Origin of the sequence: Pseudomonas sp. QLc11A, from assembly GCF_052112305.1 — a bacterium.
GTDB classification, from domain to species: Bacteria; Pseudomonadota; Gammaproteobacteria; order Pseudomonadales; family Pseudomonadaceae; genus Aquipseudomonas; species Aquipseudomonas laurylsulfatiphila.
Genome location: NZ_JAVAJJ010000007.1, coordinates 25,085 through 40,863, shown reverse-complemented (window position 1 = coordinate 40,863; position 15,779 = coordinate 25,085). Strand labels below are relative to the sequence as shown.

Here is a 15,779-nt window from a genome sequence, read left to right as displayed (position 1 = left end):
CCGTTGATTTCCATGACCGTTGATCACCTGGGCTGCGCTGATAATGGCGAGTGGAGCTGTATGGATCTGAGCTGCCCATTCAAACGAAAAACGTCGTTGACGTTATACCGATCCGCTTGATACACCAACTGGGCAATCGCTGGTTTTCCAGCACCCCAGGTAGCCATAACCTTTGAGGCTACGTCACCCACGTGATGGTTATCCCCAAATGCGATTCGCGTTCGGCAGCTCGCATGGTCACCGTTCCCGCGGTGATGAACGCTTTCTAATCCCTCAGGCTCCCAAAGCCTGCGTCTTCGATACAACCCTTCTCAATCCATTCCAGTGCTGGGAAATTCCCCCGCATGGGTGGCATTCCTCCGCACTCTCTGGAGGATCTCATCATGCTGCGCTTCACAGGTTCTGAACTCCACGCCGTGTTGGCCGAGGCCGGTATCAAAGGTTGCCGTGTGCTCTTGGTCAAGGACCACGGTGTCTACCTCATGTCCGAGTTCGGCGAGAACAAACCGGATGGAGGTGGCCGTAAAAACGTGTCCTACGCCACCGGCTGCAACCCTGACGTCGACGATTTTGATTCCTGGTGGAATCGCGCACGAGATGAATTGGGTGGCGATGATTTTGCCGAGTACTTCGACATCGACGATCCGGTCCTGGCAAGTCTTCGCGGGACAGCCGGGTCGCTGGTGGTGGAGGCAACCTCCACACACCTGTACCTAGCCGCCGAGGTTGACCCGACGGGAAAATCTTGAAGCAAATGCGAGGCTCAGAGTTTCCGGAGTGACTCCGTAGCCGGGCCTCCTTGGAGCGCTTCTCGCATCAACTCATACCCGGTTGCCGACCGCCGTTTATCTGGAACTTGAGCCAGCTAGTCTTCCTTGGAACGCCTTGGAATGCCGCGCTTTCCTGGTGTCTGGACTAGAGATTGACCCAACGTCCGAGCGGGTTTTAATACACAGACAGGCCATGTCTCTCTGAATGATAGGCCCCGCGCAATATCCTCAACTGAGGTATCGCGGGATCAACTACCCGGAGGTTCCAATGTCCAGGAAGAAGCTCTTCTCTCCCGCCGTGGTGCTGAGCCCAGGCGTGTGGCGACATGTCATTAACCCCACCACAGGCAACGACCCCGTTGGACACTCAGCACAGCGCTTGGCAGCCCTGCTCAACAGCGCCCTGATTTCAGCGCCTCGCACCTTACAGTGTCCAATCGAGCTGCGGTTCGATCATCCACAGAGCGACGACTCATCAGCAGTCGAACACTCAACGCTGTTACAGCTGGCTCGCATCACACCTCGCAGTGGCCCAGCTTTTCTGCTCATCCGTCTGCCAAGTGAGATCGCTGTAGACATTGCCGCCATCTGACACCGCCAACACATCGAATGCCCCTTTACCCCACCGGGAACCCTTCCCGGCCGGGCAGCGTTCCCCCTTCACAACCGGAGAACGTCATGTCCGATATCTACCTGGACGTCACCAACAAGATTGTCAGTGCCCTGAGTCAAGGGGTTATCCCTTGGATCAAGCCTTGGACAACCACCAGCTCGAGTACTGACTCCCCTTTCCCCATCAACGCCATCAGCCGACGGCCCTACGCCGGCATCAACATTCCGCTACTGTGGGCCGAGTCGCGCCTACGTGGTTTCCGCCAGGATCGCTGGCTCACGTTCAACCAGGCGCGCAAAGCCGGTGGCCATGTTCGCAAGGGTGAGCAATCAACCCTCGCGGTGCTGTACAAACCGATGAGCAAGGAGGCGCACGACGAAGACGGGCAGGTCGTTCGTGATGAACAGGGCAACATCAAAATGGTGCAATTCGCGCTCCTGCGAACGCATTGCCTGTTCAACATCGAGCAGACCGAAGACTTGCCTGCCGAAGAGCAAATACACGATGAGTGTGACGACCAGCCAGCCTTCGTCGATCATGCCCCTGCCGAGCAACTACTGGTCGCCAGTGGGGCGCGGATTGAGCATCGCTACGGCGATCACGCGTTCTATCAGCCAGTGCGGGATCTCATCCAACTGCCTACCAAGGCACAGTTCGAGGACGTTGGCAGCTACTACGCAACGGCCCTTCATGAGCTGACGCACTGGTCGGGTCATCACTCGCGCCTCAACCGCGACGGCATCACTGGCGGGCACGCGTTTGGTTCCGCGGCGTACGCCTTCGAGGAACTGGTAGCGGAAATGGGCGCAGCGTTTCTCTGTGCGCTGACCGGTACCCAGGGTGAGTTACGTCACGAGGAGTACCTGGCATCCTGGCTGAAGATACTCAAGGAGGATAAGCGTGCGATCTTCCGCGCCAGCGGCCAGGCACGTGACGCCTCCGAGTACCTACTGGCTCTGCAGTCCGATCAGGCCACTGAAACGACTGAACGGTTAACGGCGTGACTTCACTCAAGCATCAAAAAGGCCCCATCTGGGGCCTTTGTTTTGCCTGCAACGCCGGTCATCCGCCGCTATAACTGGACGACTGATTACTGCAACCAGCCCTCGACGGTGTCGGAGCCGTGCTCCTGCTTCCACTGTTTGAGGACTTTGTGGTTGCCGCCCTTGGTTTCCACGACCTCACCGCTGTGCGGGTTTTTGTAGCGCTTGATCTCACGAGGCTTGCGCTGGACGTTGCTGGAGGCGCCGGCGGTACTTACGCTCACCCCTTTGGACGGATCAAGAATGGTGATCACCTGCCGCAGGTTCATGCCGTACTCTTCCAGCAAGGCCTTAAGCTTTTGTTCAAACTCGATTTCCTGCTTCAGCCCGGAATCGTTTTTCATCGCATCCAGCTGTTGAAGTTGCGCGGCCAGCTGCGCTTCCAGCGCTTTGAATTCGGCTAGCTTAGACATGGGCTCTTCCTAGTATGAGACAAGTGTGGGAATAGTATCTGAGACCCGCAGTTTATCCGAGGTTTTGATCCTCACTGCGGCTCGTCTGGTGTCCAGCTTTAACAGATCTGCCTGACTTTTCACTCTGCCAAGTATTGGCACAGGTGGCCCACAAGTTGCCGAGGTGCAGGGCTATTCACAATTTTGAACAAAATATCGCGCTGACCACGTGGCAGCTTTTTCGCGCAGCGCTTCGCAGCTGAGCGAATGGCAACGTCAGTTCCATGAATCCGGTCGACCAGCAGCACGATCAACACTGCATCGGTAAGCGTCATCAGCGCCCTTGCTCCGAAAAATGATGCCGGCCAGTTTACCCCCTGTAAAAGGGACCGGCTATCCCGATCGACCGACTAACTCGACGCTCCCGCCTTCGGATTTTCGCGTTCGCGAAAAGGACAAAGACAGTAAAGGATAACGGCGCCAATGGAAGGGATTGCAAGGGTAAGAGGCTTATCCGAAAAGGCAAAAGGACCTCCCAGGTACAAAGCAGGTATTGCGATGATGCGCTGGTGGCTCAAACATGAAAAAGACAACGCCGCCAGCCCCGCGCCAGCACTTGTCGCCGAAGGTTACTTCTTGCCTGAGTCATCAGAATCGCTCCTTGCCGCCGATCACCGGAAGCGGCTGCTCGAACGCATCCGCCAATACACCGCCCTTTCCCAACCTCAGTTCGATCAGCTCTATCTCGATCCAATCCACCGCTACGCCAAGTATGTACAGCAACTACCTGCCAGCGAAAGCCATCATCATGCCTATCCGGGAGGCATGCTGGACCACGGTTTGGAGATGATGGCCTGCAGCCTGAAACTGCGCCAGTCGTACCTGCTACCCAGCGGCGCCGCGCCCGAAGACCAAGCCGCGCAGACCGACGCCTGGAGCGCCGCCATCGCCTATGGCGCCCTGCTCCATGACATCGGCAAGATTGCCGTCGACCTGCAGGTGGAGTACCAAAATGGTGAGCTCTGGCATCCGTGGCACGGCCCCCTGAACAAGCCCTACCGCTTCCGCTACGTGACAGGGCGCGACTACCAGCTACATGCTGCGGCCGCTGGGCTGCTCTACACCCAAATACTGACGCCGCGCCTGCTCGACTGGCTCAGCGGTTACCCAACTCTATGGGGCAACCTGCTGTCGTTGCTGGCCAACCACTATGAATACGCCGCGACGCTGGGGGAGCTGGTGCTGCAAGCTGACCGGGTATCTACCGCGCAGAACATCGGAGCCAATCCCACCAAGGCACTACAGGCGCCCACTCGGTCGCTTCAGCATCACCTGCTGACTGGCTTACGTCATCTGGTCAAGAACGAGTTCAAACTCAACCAGCCCGGGGCTGCTGGCTGGCTCACCGAAAATCATCTGTGGCTAGTCAGCAAGACCGCAACCGACAAACTTCGCGCTTACCTCCTGGCCCAGGCAGTAAATGGCATCCCCTCCTCCAACATTGCCATGTTCGATGAACTGCAATCCCACGGGTTGGTAGACACCACGCCAGAAGGCAAAGCGGTATGGAGCGCAACCGTGTCAGACGAAGGATGGCAGCATCGCTTCACATTCTTGCGTCTCCAACCGAGCCTGATCTGGGCCGATGAAATCCGGCCCCGATGCTTTGAAGGAACAGTTGAGCTCGTTGCTGACAATACCGTGCCGAGCGGTGAAGCTATCGAGTCGGCCTTGGATCGACCACAAGCAACTTCGGCCAAGGAAACGCCAGAGCCCTTACCTCCGAACCATGACTTCGACTATCTCGATGACTTGATGGGTATGTTGCAAGAGACGGTTGAGCACGAGGATGAATCGAGCGCTCAAGGACTGAAATCCTCAACTGCTTCACCCCGCGAGGCACCAGGGCTGGCCTTTGTCGACTGGCTACGCGAGGGGATCCAAAGCCATCGCCTGCTCGTCAACGACTGTAAGGCAAAGATTCACACAGTCGACGGCACGTTCTACCTGGTCACACCCGGCATTTTCCAGCTCTACGCTTCGGAGCACCCTGAGCTATCTGCAGGTGACGACAAAACCGATGCTTGGCGGCGCACTCAACGTCACTTTGAGCACTTAGGCGTACATCTCAAACGACCAAACGGGCAGAACATATGGACTTGCACAGTGCAGGGCCCCCGCCGGAGGGCTTCCCTCAATGGCTACATGTTGCAAAATGCTGAAACTCTTCTGAGCCCTGTCCCTACTGACAATCCTTTCCTCAATCTTACTTATTAGCATCGCAAGGGCAGCCCCATGCGCGCGTGGAGTGCCAGCGAAATAGTTCGCTGTCCCGAAAACGGCCGTGTCGATTTTTGGAAAAGGTCGAGTGATTGGGGACTTCATCTTCCAGGCTCAACCGGCAGAACCAGCGATACGCCAGGTTCAAATGGGCTTCTTCGCACAGCCGACGCTCTGAGCGAATACCGTAGCAATAACCCACGATCAGCATGCGGATCATCCGTTCGGGATCGATCGACGGACGCCCAATCGGGCTGTAAAAATCGGCGAGGTAATGGCGCAAGTCGCTCAGATCGAGACACCGTTCAATGCTACGCAGAAGGTGATTGGCGGGGATGTGGTCTTCAAGGTTGAACGAGTAAAACAGCCGTTCCTGCCCACTCGATAACTGTCCCATCAGGCTGGGCTTCCATGCTGGCCGATGCGCGAATTTTGCCGCAGGCCAGACAGGGGAGCTACTTTTTCAACAGAATCGGTCGATTGCAGTCCTTCGCCACAGGCAAAAAACGGCCATATCCGGTCGCTCGTAACTGATCACAGTCAACCCGTTGCAGGCAGCCGGCCAGCTTTGGAATAAATCCGCTCTCTTACTCGCGGACGGGAGTTATCCATCTTGAGTCAACGCAGATCCGCTTCCTCATCCACTGTAGGCGCCAATTGCTTTCTAGTGTGTTAAGTCGAGGTACCGAACAACCCACCGCCGCAACAGTGACAGCACCGGACAAGGCAATTACAATTTGATTAACATCCAGCGACTTGAGCGATTGAATACCCCATGGAAAGCAAGACTGCGCGCCTCACTGTGCTCATTGATCCCGTCAAGAAAAAAGCTTTCGAGGAACTCTGTGCAGCACAAGACCTGACGTCTTCGCAGGTGGTCCGTCAACTGATTCGTGACTACTTGGACACTCACGGCGCCAGCTATTCGACCAAGAGCAAGCATGCCACCAGCACCAAGTCATAACTAAGACGGGCAGTAGTCTCTAGAGAGTCGACGTGCCCTCTACGTGACTGACAGCTTTAGCCAACGCAGTGTTGAAGTCGGCGTGGTAATGCTCCGGACCAATTTCTTGCAGGATACCCACCCTATCGAGCTTGTTGAGCACTCTCGTGTTCGCTTCGCAGAGCTTCACCACGATATGCCGCTTGTGCAGCTGCTGAATAACCTCCTCCAACACTTGCAAGCCCGTGATATCCATAAACGGTACGCGCTTCAGACGGATAATCAGCAGGTTTGGGTCAGTGTGGGTCTGTGCTATCACACGCTCGAAGGTCTCGGCCGCAGCAAAAAACAATGGCCCTTCAATCGTATAAATCAAAAGCCCTGGCGGTAGGCGAGTATGGCCATTGGTCCTCAGCTCTTCTTCAAGCTCGTGCTCCACGACCTGTTGCACTTCCACCGATGAGGCCATGCGACGCATGAAGTGCAGCATCGCAAGAATGACGCCGATATTCACGGCGATCACCAAGTCACTGAACACAGTGAGGATGAAAGTGATGAGCAGGATGGATACGTCTGCGCGTGGGGCTCGTTGGACCATGCGTTTGAAGTGCTTCAACTCGCTCATGTTGTATGCGACCACGAAAAGAATGGCAGCCAGGGCGCACAGTGGGATGTTTGAGGCTAGAGGTGCCAGGAACAGAACAATAAGCACCAAGGTGACCGCATGCGTAATGCCGGCCAGCGGGCTCGTACCGCCGTTACGGACATTGGTTGCAGTACGGGCAATGGCCCCGGTAGCTGCAAAGCCGCCAAACAATGGTGTGACCAGGTTGGCGACCCCCTGACCGATCAGCTCCTGATTGGAATCGTGCTTGGTGCCCGCCATGCCATCGGCCACCATCGCCGACAGCAGCGATTCGATTGCTCCAAGCATGGCGATAGTGAACGCAGGACCAATCAAATCGATAACGCGGGATGGCGTAATTTCAGGCAGGCTCAACGCTGGCAAGCCTTGAGGTATACCACCGAATGCACTGCCAATCGTGGCTACCCCCTCGAAATGAAAGGTTGACTGTACTGCTGTAGCGACCGCCATTGCGACTAGCGGGCCAGGCACCCGTTTGAGACCGGGAACTCTGGACGCGGTGATGACCAGGAAAAGGCTAAGTACCGCCAGCAGGGTGGTGGCCATGTGAAGATCCGGCAAGGCCTGTAGCAGATGCCAGAGCCTTTCATGGAAATGCTCTCCACTGATCGTCGGTAAACCGAAAAAGTCTTTCCACTGCCCGACCCAGATGATCACACCGATGCCCGCGGTGAATCCGACAATCACCGGGTCGGGGATAAACTTGATGATCGCACCGAGCCGTGCCATCCCCAGCAATAACAAGATGGCCCCCGCCATCATCGTGGCGATTTGCAGACCGTCAACGCCATGCTTGGCCGTGACCCCCGCCAGAATCACGATGAACGCACCTGTAGGCCCGGCAATCTGCAAGCGGCTTCCCCCAAAGAGTGAAACCAGCAAACCACCGATGATTGCGGTGTAAATGCCTTGCTCAGGTTTGACGCCAGATGCAATGGCAAACGCCATTGCCAGAGGGAGCGCCACGACCCCGACGATCACGCCAGACACCATATTGCGAAGCCAGTGTCCTCGTCCCAACACCCCCGCCTTCCATGCCTCACCTATCGCAATCATGGCTAGCCCCTCAGTGGATGCATGTGCATAATATTAACATACAGTGATAATTAAATGCCCTAGATCCACTGCTTCGAGCGGCTGGAGATGTTTATAGTGAAAGCTCAGATGGAGCTGGGCGGGCATGCACTGCAAATAGAGAATTTTGAGAGCGCGCGTAGCGTGGTGACAGACATGAATCGTAAAACTGTGCAAACCAAACATGCCGAAGGCGTGACCTTCGACACCCATGTGATCGCAAACCCAACCAACCCCAAGGAGTGGATAGTGTTCTTCAAGAAGGACGCTGGCAGGAGTTATTTCTTGGTTGATGACAACGAGGAGGTCGAGTCTTTTGGGCATCTGGATGACTTGATCGCCGAGCTTCGAGACCTGGGCCTCAAGACCGCTGAAATCCACTTTTAACCCTTGGATCACGCCTTGGAGACATGATCATGTCAGTGAAGATCGAGTATCTGCCCAGTCAGAGCGAAGCTTTCTGGTCTGTACGTTTCGGCACCAGACGAGTGCAGTTTCGAGATGAAAGAAGTGCTCAGGACTATGCTGCCACGCTCAAGGAGAGAATTGAGGCTCCGCATGTTTACCCTCGACGTGATCGGCCAGCGAACATTCATAGTTGACTGGGCACAGGCAGATCGAACTTCACCCTGCATGGCTATTAGATTGTTCTGCGTAAAGGATTCGATGAACTCTGGGCCCTCTACACAAAGGCCGAACAGCCAATCGCCAGTCTTGATATCTGTAACAGATAGGCGTGTTACTGCAAGGGAGTGAATGTTTTTGGCGGGTTGATGCCTGATATGACAGGCAGCTTTGGGTCCAGTCAGTGTGAAAACGCACCGAATACGTCGAAAATTGAGAGCTACGAGCGTTGCCTGCGAAACCAGCAGACGAAAGCGCGAATTGCCCTAGTCAGCTAGATAGGCGTTCGTAAATGCTGTTTGGGCCGCGCCAGCGGCCCAAACAGTTGCACACGGACGATCGAGCAACCGGATTCACGCCCTGATCGCTTCCAGCAGTCCTGTGATGCCGAAGATGCTCATCATTCGTTTGAGGTTGTAGGCGAGCACATGAAGGCTCATCTCGGTGCTTACCCTCGGCAGGGTTTTGGTCAGGAAGTGGGTGCTTCCCATCCAGTATTTGAGCGTTCCAAACGGATGTTCAACGGTCTGTCGTCGAACCCTCATCATCGCTGGATCATGTTCTAGCCGATCCTGCATCGCGTCGATTACCGCCTCATGTTCCCAACGCTGTTGGCGCCGATGCAGAGTTGACCCAGTTGCCGAGATGTCACTGATCCAGTCTGACTCCTCGCAAACTGTTGCCTTTGCTGGATTTTGGCGAGCTGGAGGTAGGTCAGTTTTGCCTCGGCACGTGGGTCAATTCGACATCAGCGTCAACACGATGACCTGTTCGATGACTTTTTCGCGCCCATAGCTCGAGACGGCGCGGGCTTGCTCGAAGTGGACCTTCGTTTGATGAAGGCCCTTGTCAGTCTCGCGCACATACACCCTGATTTGTTTGGCGGTGCCTGTACCCGGCATGCAAATCTACTTCTCAAGCGCGCGAACCTTGCCCTGACATTGGAGGAGGACAAACAGACGCTCGGTGCAACGGCTCGACAACTGGTGCGCTAGATCAACCTGACTTTCGCGAAGTTGCATCACTTGTTGGCGCTGATGCGATATTGACCCAGGGGGCCGGAAATAATTGACCCTCCCGAGTACTTAGTAAACGATGTCTTTGCGCGGGGTTTCAGAGACCGAATTTAGGTCAGTCAAAATCAGCAGCCTGGGTCAAAGTCATGTCAGCGCCAACACCTCAGGACTTCCAAAACGTCCATAGAGCCGATCTTCTTAGTGAGCACTTGCAGCTCTGCATAGCGCCTGAAGGTCCGTCAGCTGTGTGTCCAGGTCATCCGCGCGTTGCTGGTGCGCGGGGCCGTTCCAAAAGTCACTAAAAGGCATAGGTTCCCTCCTCATTACTGAATCGAATGGTTGTTTGGTTCTAAATCACCTAGACAGCTTTATAGCGTAATCCAGCCGCCACAACAGTCTGGCAATCGTCTACGTCCAATTACAATAAACCGGTGAGTGCTGGATCTTATGATTCCGCGACTGTTAGGTGAACAACGGATCACACACCTGATCATCCTCTACGGATGACAGCTTGGGTTGATTGCAGCCCTTCGCGCCATGCAGCAATCAGCTGTCGCCGCCAGTGACGTCAGGCCGGGGTGCCTCCCAGAGTTCACATCGAATGAAAGCCGTTCAACACCTAGTCTGCAAGACTCGTGAAAATCCACCTACATCGAGTTGATCGAAACCACTTCGACAAATCGGAATTTTTTCCTAGCCGCCTTAGTAGCTTCTTGCTCAGCTAGGAGGGTACTCAACGTATCGGCCTCGTGGACCATCTCGTGCGTCTTACCTTCAAATTCATTGCCCACCCGTAGCGTGACTCTCAACCTGGGGGTGAATGCTTTCGCAACTTTCTCTTTCACCGCCGCGTTCGCCGACTGCGTGACCACGATATCCGAGAGAGGCTTTTGCACTGGAGGCGCACTGCCCTGCGCAACTTGCTCGCCACCACCGAACAGCGCCCGGCGCATCTCTTCTTCAGTTAATACTGGGTTCATGCCAATTCTCAGAGGGATGTTATGAGTAGCTAGTACGATTCTATCAGCATGACGAATTTCTCCAGTAGTGAGTCCCCTCTGATCAGATCTAAACCCTTGGCCACCACGGCTGGAGGATTTAGGTTCGCTATGTTCCGACACGGCCACGTAAAGCGTACTCGTCGCTATTGTTGGCGAATGTACAAAAAGAGATGTATGGCCACACCACATGGCAATTGGCCGTCATCACGAAGCTCCCCCGCACATGAACTTGTCGTAGAGCTAGTTTAACCACAGCCAGATATGCGACCGGTTGAATCCACAGTCGAATGCGCCTGCTCGAAGTCAGCACTCAAACGCAGGCTTGAACCCGTTTTGCGTTTTGCTGACGACGACTCTGCTTGTTTGCATACATAGAAGCATCGGCACAAGCGAGTAGCTCACCCAAAGGCTTAAGCTCCTTTGGCGAACATCCAACAGCGCCGATGCTTAACCCAATGGGATAACGACAGCGGTCACTACCATTGAATTCATCGACCAGTGCTTGCACACGAGCAGAGAGGTCATCCGACGGCTCCCCCGCGTCGACAGCCAGAACAACGAACTCATCACCGCCGATCCGAGCCACAACATCGCTTTGCCTAAACGCGGCTGTGAGCACGTGCGCAGCAGCAATGATCGCCAAGTCGCCCGCCTCATGGCCGTGAACATCATTAAGTTTTTTCAGACCGTCGAGATCAATAAAAAACAGCAAGCAGAATTGATCATTACGACGAGCTGAGCGCATTAACTGGTCAGCCAAAAGAAAAAAACTGCGGCGATTATGCAAGCCAGTCAGCTCATCCGTCAGCGACAGTCGGCGCACCTCATCTTCGACCTTTTGTCGCTGCGATATTTCCCCCATCAGCGTTCTGTTCACCGTTTCTAGCTCACTGGTTCGCTCAACCACCCGCAATTCAAGTGCCGCATTCAGGGTTGCCAGTTCCGCCTCGGCATTCCCTCTCGACCTATCGACTTGCTGGAGATGCCTCGCAGTTCTCAGTATTACCGCAACAAGCGTGGCGATGCTCAAAGTCGCCATCCACGCTAAGCTGAACCGATCGTCGTAGTAGCCCAGCTTTTCTCCGGCTAGTAGCGCGCCGCCGATGCTGAGTATTACCACTGGGATACTAGCCAGTAAGCTTCTCGCTACCTCGCCACCCGCAGTATCGCTTGTCAGCAACTCGACGAATTCCGAGCGCTGTTGGATAGCCAGCAGTCCGGTATTGAACAGGATCAGCGCAATAGCCGTATGGATAGCCATAGAGCTATACAGGCCGACCGAGTAGAGAGCGCTGGCGTCGAACAAATAACCAGCAAGAGCTATCAGGCTTATAAATAGTGTTGACGACGCAAAATATTGCGGCAGTGACGGCCTGCCCTCAAGCAGCAGGCCGAAGCCAGAAAGCAGAAGGCACAGGGCCGTAGCGGGAGCCATTCGCCCTGGAAAAGTAACGGGTTGGCTGCGTTGAAGCTCGAAAGGAAGTAGCAAATCAAGCGCTAGATTAACCGACAGGACATATTCAATGAGGGTCAATCCACCAACCAGTATCGCCAATACTGCGCAAAACCGCCTGATCAAGCTTCCGGCCAAGGAAGCTTTGAACGTAGCGCACCACAGTCCAATTCCGAGGGCAATGAACATACTGGCGGTATTGACCATCATTGCAGTCCAGCCAGGAAGCACTGTTCTTAGCATGGGCACATCAAGCAGCCAGCCCGCCAGCACACATATACCGACTACCGTCACAGTGAAGGCGGCCGATCGGGCATAGATTAAGAACTGACGCAGCCTTTTTACCTGGCTGACTTGGTACTCTAGCCTCATCGTCGTCTCCGTTAATGCATTATTAAACGCCATCATTATGATGGCATGCATTGAGTACCGTTGCTCCTCTGTGAACACTGTTACTCAATCAAAACCCTTGGACGTACGCAGACTGACTGATTGCCCGTAGAAATTTTACGTAAAATTTACGGGGCTTTGAGGTTGAGCACCCGATACTGCGCGGCGTTAATTTCACAGGCTACTTTTATGTCCCTCGCAGCAATGCGGCTTATCGGCTTCATCTTGGGCATTTTTCTGATCACGCTGGCCATAAGCATGGCTATTCCCATGATCACACTGGTGGCCTATGAGCGTAGCGACGATCTGTCGGCCTTTCTCTGGTCGAGTTTGATTACCTTCATCTGTGGCCTCCTGTTGATCGTGCGAGGGCGCCCGGATACTGGCCAGCTTCGTCCTAGGGATATGTACCTGCTGACTACCGCAAGCTGGGTAGTTGTGTGCACCTTCGCAGCGTTGCCAATGGTGTTCATCAGCAATATCAGCTACACCGACGCATTCTTTGAAACGATGTCTGGCATCACAACCACTGGCTCGACTGTACTCACCGGTTTGGATAGCGCATCTCCCGGTTTATTGATATGGCGCTCCATGCTGCATTGGTTGGGAGGCATCGGTTTTATCGGCATGGCTGTAGCGATCCTTCCACTGTTGCGAGTAGGCGGCATGCGTCTGTTCCAGACAGAGTCCTCAGATTGGTCGGAGAAAGTGACACCGCGTTCCCATGTGGCAGCCAAGTACATTCTTTTGCTCTATCTGGGGCTTACTGGCATCGGAGCTCTGGCGCTCTGGTTCGCTGGTATGACGCCATTTGAAGCGGTCAACCACGCAATGTCGTTGATCTCTACCGGGGGGTTCTCAACTTCGGACGCCTCACTTGGGCATTGGACGCAACCAGCGATTCACTGGGTATCAGTGGCCATCATGATTCTGGGCAGTCTGCCGTTCACCTTGTACGTCGCGACATTGCGGGGCCATCGGCTTGCGCTGGTTCAGGATCACCAGGTACGCGGGTTTATTGGGTTCTTGCTCGTCACATCGCTGGCTGTGGGTACCTGGCTAAGTTTTCACAGCGAATACGTATGGTGGGATGCGTTTCGTATCGTGGCAGTCAATGTGACCTCGGTCGTCACAACCACCGGTATTGCGGTTGGCGACTACACCTTGTGGGGCAGCTTCGCTGTCTTGCTGTTTTTCTATCTGACCTTCGTCGGTGGATGTTCCGGCTCCACTGCAGGCGGTCTTAAAATTTTCCGTTTTCAGGTTGCTGCTGCTCTACTGGTCAGTAGTTTGAAGCAGTTGATCCATCCGCGAGCCGTGATACAGAAGAAGTACAACGGTCATCCCATCGACGAGGAGATCCTGCGCTCGCTTTTGACCTTCTCGTTTTTCTTCACCATCACTATTGCCGCCATCGCCTTGGGCCTGGCTCTCATTGGGCTTGATTGGACAACAGCGTTGAGCGGTGCCGCTACTGCGGTGTGTAACGTCGGGCCAGGGCTTGGCACAATCATTGGGCCGGCAGGTAATTTCTCATCATTACCTGATGCCGCCAAATGGCTACTGACCGTTGGAATGCTTCTAGGACGGCTGGAAATCCTGACTGTGTTGGTACTTGTAACTCCAGTTTTCTGGAGATATTGACCCAAGGGGCAGCGAGTACTTCCATAGAGAGATAAGTGGTCGTTTGGGTTGCCGCTGTTGGCCGATTGCTGCCCGTCGTGAAGGGCAGAAAACGACCGATTCTGTTGAAAAAGTCGACAATGGTTTCCGCAGCAGAAAAGTATGCGTCCGAGGTTGAAATCTTCACTTTCGGCAGAGGCTTCCGGACTCAGATTTCACGTAGCAGTGTGCAAAAAAGGCGTTTTAACCAGTCAATGACCAGGCTGTTTGGGCGAACCGACTTTTTCAACAGAATCGACCCCAAGCCGACATCTGAATATCTGGCCGCTCGCGTAAGGGATAAGGCCGTAAGATGTGTGCTTCATTGCCGATAAGGAAATCGCCATGTCACCGAACAAGGCTTGCCCGGTCATCCTCTCCAGTATTCCTGGCACACACATCCTTCTGTTCCGCCATCCAATAGCAGGCGTACAACTGGTCAAAGGGACAATCGAGACAGGTGAAACTCCAGCTCAGACCGCTCTGCGTGAATTAAGCGAAGAATCAGGCATAGAAGTCGCCTCGGTTGTCAGCGATATGGGCTGCTGGGACGCCGCGCATCTCGACCAGATATGGTCATTTCAACTGTGTTACACGCAGGCACTTTTGCCGGAGCAATGGACTCATCACACGCTCGATGACCATGGTCACACCTTCAGCTTTTTTTGGGCTCCGCTGGATGATTTGCCGTTTGCCGACTGTCATCCGGTCTTCCGTCGAGCATTACGGTACCTGACTGCCACACTGACAGCGCAAGGTTATGTATTGGCTCATGATCAAAGCACAAACATATCATCCGAAGCTCCGACTTGATGTTCGCAAGCGGCTTTCGAGCGGCTGCTTCTGGCCGTTTTCTGCCTGTCGTGACGGGCTTAAACCGTCCGCGCCAAGCCGATTGCAATCCTCCGCGAAAACTACAATTGACCAGCGGCTTTTCAAATATGCCTTTAAATCCCTAGACGCTTCACTCCGACGGCGTTTGATTGTAGATAAGAGTCGATTTCAGCTGACCATTGTGGCCTACGGAAAAAATGCACTTCAGAAAAATGCACATGAACCGACATAACAGGGGGAGCTTTATCAATCATGCCAAGGAACATCCATGCGAAACCCACTTAAATTCGGTGCAATTGCAGTAACACTCGCATTCGTAGCGGGGTGCGGTCCCAAACCACCTAACTGCGACAACGAAACGGTAGCGAACATTATCGGCGATGATGTTAAGAGCCAGATTCGGCAAGTACTCCTCGACAACGCTAGACCTATGGTAGGCGGGCCGAAGGTAGACGAAACGGAAATTCAAGCCATTCTGTCTGAGTTCAAACCCAAATTGATAAGCACGCGTACCACCAAGGTTGATGCTGCGATCAACAAAAGTTATTGTGCCGGGAAACTAGCTTTCGATGTCTCGAAAGATGCTCTCTCACGCGCCACAAAAGGAATGGACCACAACAACCTCGATAGCTCAATGAACTTGCTGCTCATGGGGGTTTGGACGCATTCTCCGAATGGAGATTTCGACGCATATGGAGCCAAAGCAGGTATTAAAACCGGAGAGCGTGAATATGCTCAGGACATCGAATATACCGCGCAGCCTACAGATAATGGCGATCAAATGTATGTCGAGTTCAGTAAGACCCCTACCGTTACATCCTTTTTAGCGCAGCTTTCCTCAGCGGCTATCAACGGGAATCGACCTCCGAGACTGGCTCAACCAGTACCAGTTGCTAACAGCACAGACTCCGATAAATGTGTCGAAGGCAAGGTCGCAGAGTTCCGTAGGAGCCAAGGTGAGGAAGCCCCGGTGATGAACGACATGCTCGAAGAATGGGAGCAGGATTGTGCTATTGGCCGGTAATTTTCCTAGCCGGA

Annotated in this window: 14 protein-coding genes and 2 pseudogenes; 8 read left to right on the top strand and 8 right to left on the bottom strand. The window is 54.3% G+C overall.

Features of this window, described 5'->3' with window-relative positions:
* The first annotated feature begins 383 nt into the window (after nt 1-383).
* Together Q8X48_RS12245 and Q8X48_RS12240 are read left to right on the top strand one after the other, a co-directional pair.
* On the top strand, nt 384-749 hold the full coding sequence (locus Q8X48_RS12245; RefSeq protein WP_407800190.1) for a DUF3085 domain-containing protein: 366 nt from the start codon (nt 384-386) through the stop codon (nt 747-749).
* Between the two features lie 699 nt (nt 750-1,448).
* Nucleotides 1,449-2,387, top strand: coding sequence for an ArdC family protein (locus Q8X48_RS12240; protein ID WP_407800189.1), 939 nt, complete (start codon nt 1,449-1,451; stop codon nt 2,385-2,387).
* An 86-nt stretch (nt 2,388-2,473) separates the two neighbouring features.
* Here Q8X48_RS12240 and Q8X48_RS12235 read toward each other — a convergent pair whose 3' ends face one another.
* Together Q8X48_RS12235 and Q8X48_RS12230 are read right to left on the bottom strand one after the other, a co-directional pair.
* Complete coding sequence (locus Q8X48_RS12235) at nt 2,474-2,839, bottom strand: histone-like nucleoid-structuring protein, MvaT/MvaU family (RefSeq protein WP_407800188.1); 366 nt, start codon at nt 2,837-2,839, stop codon at nt 2,474-2,476.
* 119 nt (nt 2,840-2,958) lie between these two features.
* Nucleotides 2,959-3,153, bottom strand: a complete 195-nt coding sequence (locus Q8X48_RS12230) for a DUF7740 domain-containing protein (protein ID WP_407800187.1) — start codon at nt 3,151-3,153, stop codon at nt 2,959-2,961.
* A gap of 223 nt (nt 3,154-3,376) precedes the next feature.
* Between Q8X48_RS12230 and mobH the strand changes: the two genes are divergently transcribed.
* The gene (gene mobH / locus Q8X48_RS12225; RefSeq protein ID WP_407800378.1) at nt 3,377-5,095 is read left to right on the top strand and encodes a MobH family relaxase; all 1,719 of its coding nucleotides are present in this window, start codon (nt 3,377-3,379) and stop codon (nt 5,093-5,095) included.
* 37 nt (nt 5,096-5,132) lie between these two features.
* Here the strand turns inward: mobH and Q8X48_RS12220 are convergent.
* Nucleotides 5,133-5,495, bottom strand: a pseudogene (locus Q8X48_RS12220) (transposase); the annotation flags it as partial.
* A gap of 378 nt (nt 5,496-5,873) precedes the next feature.
* Between Q8X48_RS12220 and Q8X48_RS12215 the strand changes: the two are divergent.
* Nucleotides 5,874-6,062 (top strand): ribbon-helix-helix protein, CopG family, encoded by a 189-nt coding sequence (locus Q8X48_RS12215; RefSeq protein ID WP_128608462.1) that lies wholly within the window; start codon nt 5,874-5,876, stop codon nt 6,060-6,062.
* A gap of 19 nt (nt 6,063-6,081) precedes the next feature.
* Here the strand turns inward: Q8X48_RS12215 and Q8X48_RS12210 are convergent, their stop codons facing one another.
* Nucleotides 6,082-7,743, bottom strand: coding sequence for a SulP family inorganic anion transporter (locus Q8X48_RS12210; protein ID WP_407800186.1), 1,662 nt, complete (start codon nt 7,741-7,743; stop codon nt 6,082-6,084).
* A gap of 174 nt (nt 7,744-7,917) precedes the next feature.
* Between Q8X48_RS12210 and Q8X48_RS12205 the strand changes: the two genes are divergently transcribed.
* Complete coding sequence (locus Q8X48_RS12205) at nt 7,918-8,148, top strand: hypothetical protein (RefSeq protein ID WP_033039294.1); 231 nt, start codon at nt 7,918-7,920, stop codon at nt 8,146-8,148.
* Nucleotides 8,149-8,738: 590 nt separating this feature from the next.
* On the opposite strand, the pseudogene Q8X48_RS12200 reads toward Q8X48_RS12205, so the two are convergent.
* From Q8X48_RS12200 to Q8X48_RS12185, 4 genes and pseudogenes are all read right to left on the bottom strand, one after another.
* Nucleotides 8,739-9,005: pseudogene (locus tag Q8X48_RS12200) on the bottom strand (transposase); the annotation flags it as partial.
* Between the two features lie 117 nt (nt 9,006-9,122).
* Nucleotides 9,123-9,287, bottom strand: a complete 165-nt coding sequence (locus tag Q8X48_RS12195) for a hypothetical protein (protein WP_407800185.1) — start codon at nt 9,285-9,287, stop codon at nt 9,123-9,125.
* 761 nt (nt 9,288-10,048) lie between these two features.
* A complete protein-coding gene (locus Q8X48_RS12190; RefSeq protein ID WP_407800184.1) occupies nt 10,049-10,381 on the bottom strand; it encodes a hypothetical protein in 333 nt (110 codons plus the stop codon).
* A 331-nt stretch (nt 10,382-10,712) separates the two neighbouring features.
* Nucleotides 10,713-12,278 (bottom strand): GGDEF domain-containing protein, encoded by a 1,566-nt coding sequence (locus tag Q8X48_RS12185; protein WP_407800183.1) that lies wholly within the window; start codon nt 12,276-12,278, stop codon nt 10,713-10,715.
* 156 nt (nt 12,279-12,434) lie between these two features.
* Here Q8X48_RS12185 and Q8X48_RS12180 point away from each other — a divergent pair, with 156 nt between their 5' ends.
* The 3 genes from Q8X48_RS12180 to Q8X48_RS12170 all read left to right on the top strand — a co-directional run bounded on the left by Q8X48_RS12180 (nt 12,435) and on the right by Q8X48_RS12170 (nt 15,765).
* Nucleotides 12,435-13,889 carry a TrkH family potassium uptake protein gene (locus Q8X48_RS12180; protein WP_407800182.1) on the top strand — a complete coding sequence of 485 codons (1,455 nt, stop codon included), beginning with the start codon at nt 12,435-12,437 and terminating at the stop codon, nt 13,887-13,889.
* Nucleotides 13,890-14,252: 363 nt separating this feature from the next.
* Nucleotides 14,253-14,720 (top strand): NUDIX hydrolase, encoded by a 468-nt coding sequence (locus Q8X48_RS12175; protein ID WP_407800181.1) that lies wholly within the window; start codon nt 14,253-14,255, stop codon nt 14,718-14,720.
* 289 nt (nt 14,721-15,009) lie between these two features.
* Nucleotides 15,010-15,765, top strand: coding sequence for a hypothetical protein (locus Q8X48_RS12170; RefSeq protein WP_407800180.1), 756 nt, complete (start codon nt 15,010-15,012; stop codon nt 15,763-15,765).
* Nucleotides 15,766-15,779: the final 14 nt, after the last annotated feature.

What these genes read in the sequence shown, in the direction of transcription:
- Q8X48_RS12190 (WP_407800184.1), bottom strand. Translation starts at nt 10,381, where the DNA reads ATGAACCCAGTATTAACTGAAGAAGAGATGCGCCGGGCGCTGTTCGGT.
- Q8X48_RS12175 (WP_407800181.1), top strand. Translation starts at nt 14,253, where the DNA reads ATGTCACCGAACAAGGCTTGCCCGGTCATCCTCTCCAGTATTCCTGGC.
- Q8X48_RS12195 (WP_407800185.1), bottom strand. Translation starts at nt 9,287, where the DNA reads ATGCCGGGTACAGGCACCGCCAAACAAATCAGGGTGTATGTGCGCGAG.
- Q8X48_RS12180 (WP_407800182.1), top strand. Translation starts at nt 12,435, where the DNA reads ATGTCCCTCGCAGCAATGCGGCTTATCGGCTTCATCTTGGGCATTTTT.
- Q8X48_RS12205 (WP_033039294.1), top strand. Translation starts at nt 7,918, where the DNA reads ATGAATCGTAAAACTGTGCAAACCAAACATGCCGAAGGCGTGACCTTC.
- Q8X48_RS12170 (WP_407800180.1), top strand. Translation starts at nt 15,010, where the DNA reads ATGCGAAACCCACTTAAATTCGGTGCAATTGCAGTAACACTCGCATTC.
- mobH (WP_407800378.1), top strand. Translation starts at nt 3,377, where the DNA reads ATGATGCGCTGGTGGCTCAAACATGAAAAAGACAACGCCGCCAGCCCC.
- Q8X48_RS12245 (WP_407800190.1), top strand. Translation starts at nt 384, where the DNA reads ATGCTGCGCTTCACAGGTTCTGAACTCCACGCCGTGTTGGCCGAGGCC.
- Q8X48_RS12210 (WP_407800186.1), bottom strand. Translation starts at nt 7,743, where the DNA reads ATGATTGCGATAGGTGAGGCATGGAAGGCGGGGGTGTTGGGACGAGGA.
- Q8X48_RS12240 (WP_407800189.1), top strand. Translation starts at nt 1,449, where the DNA reads ATGTCCGATATCTACCTGGACGTCACCAACAAGATTGTCAGTGCCCTG.
- Q8X48_RS12235 (WP_407800188.1), bottom strand. Translation starts at nt 2,839, where the DNA reads ATGTCTAAGCTAGCCGAATTCAAAGCGCTGGAAGCGCAGCTGGCCGCG.
- Q8X48_RS12215 (WP_128608462.1), top strand. Translation starts at nt 5,874, where the DNA reads ATGGAAAGCAAGACTGCGCGCCTCACTGTGCTCATTGATCCCGTCAAG.
- Q8X48_RS12185 (WP_407800183.1), bottom strand. Translation starts at nt 12,278, where the DNA reads ATGCATGCCATCATAATGATGGCGTTTAATAATGCATTAACGGAGACG.
- Q8X48_RS12230 (WP_407800187.1), bottom strand. Translation starts at nt 3,153, where the DNA reads ATGACGCTTACCGATGCAGTGTTGATCGTGCTGCTGGTCGACCGGATT.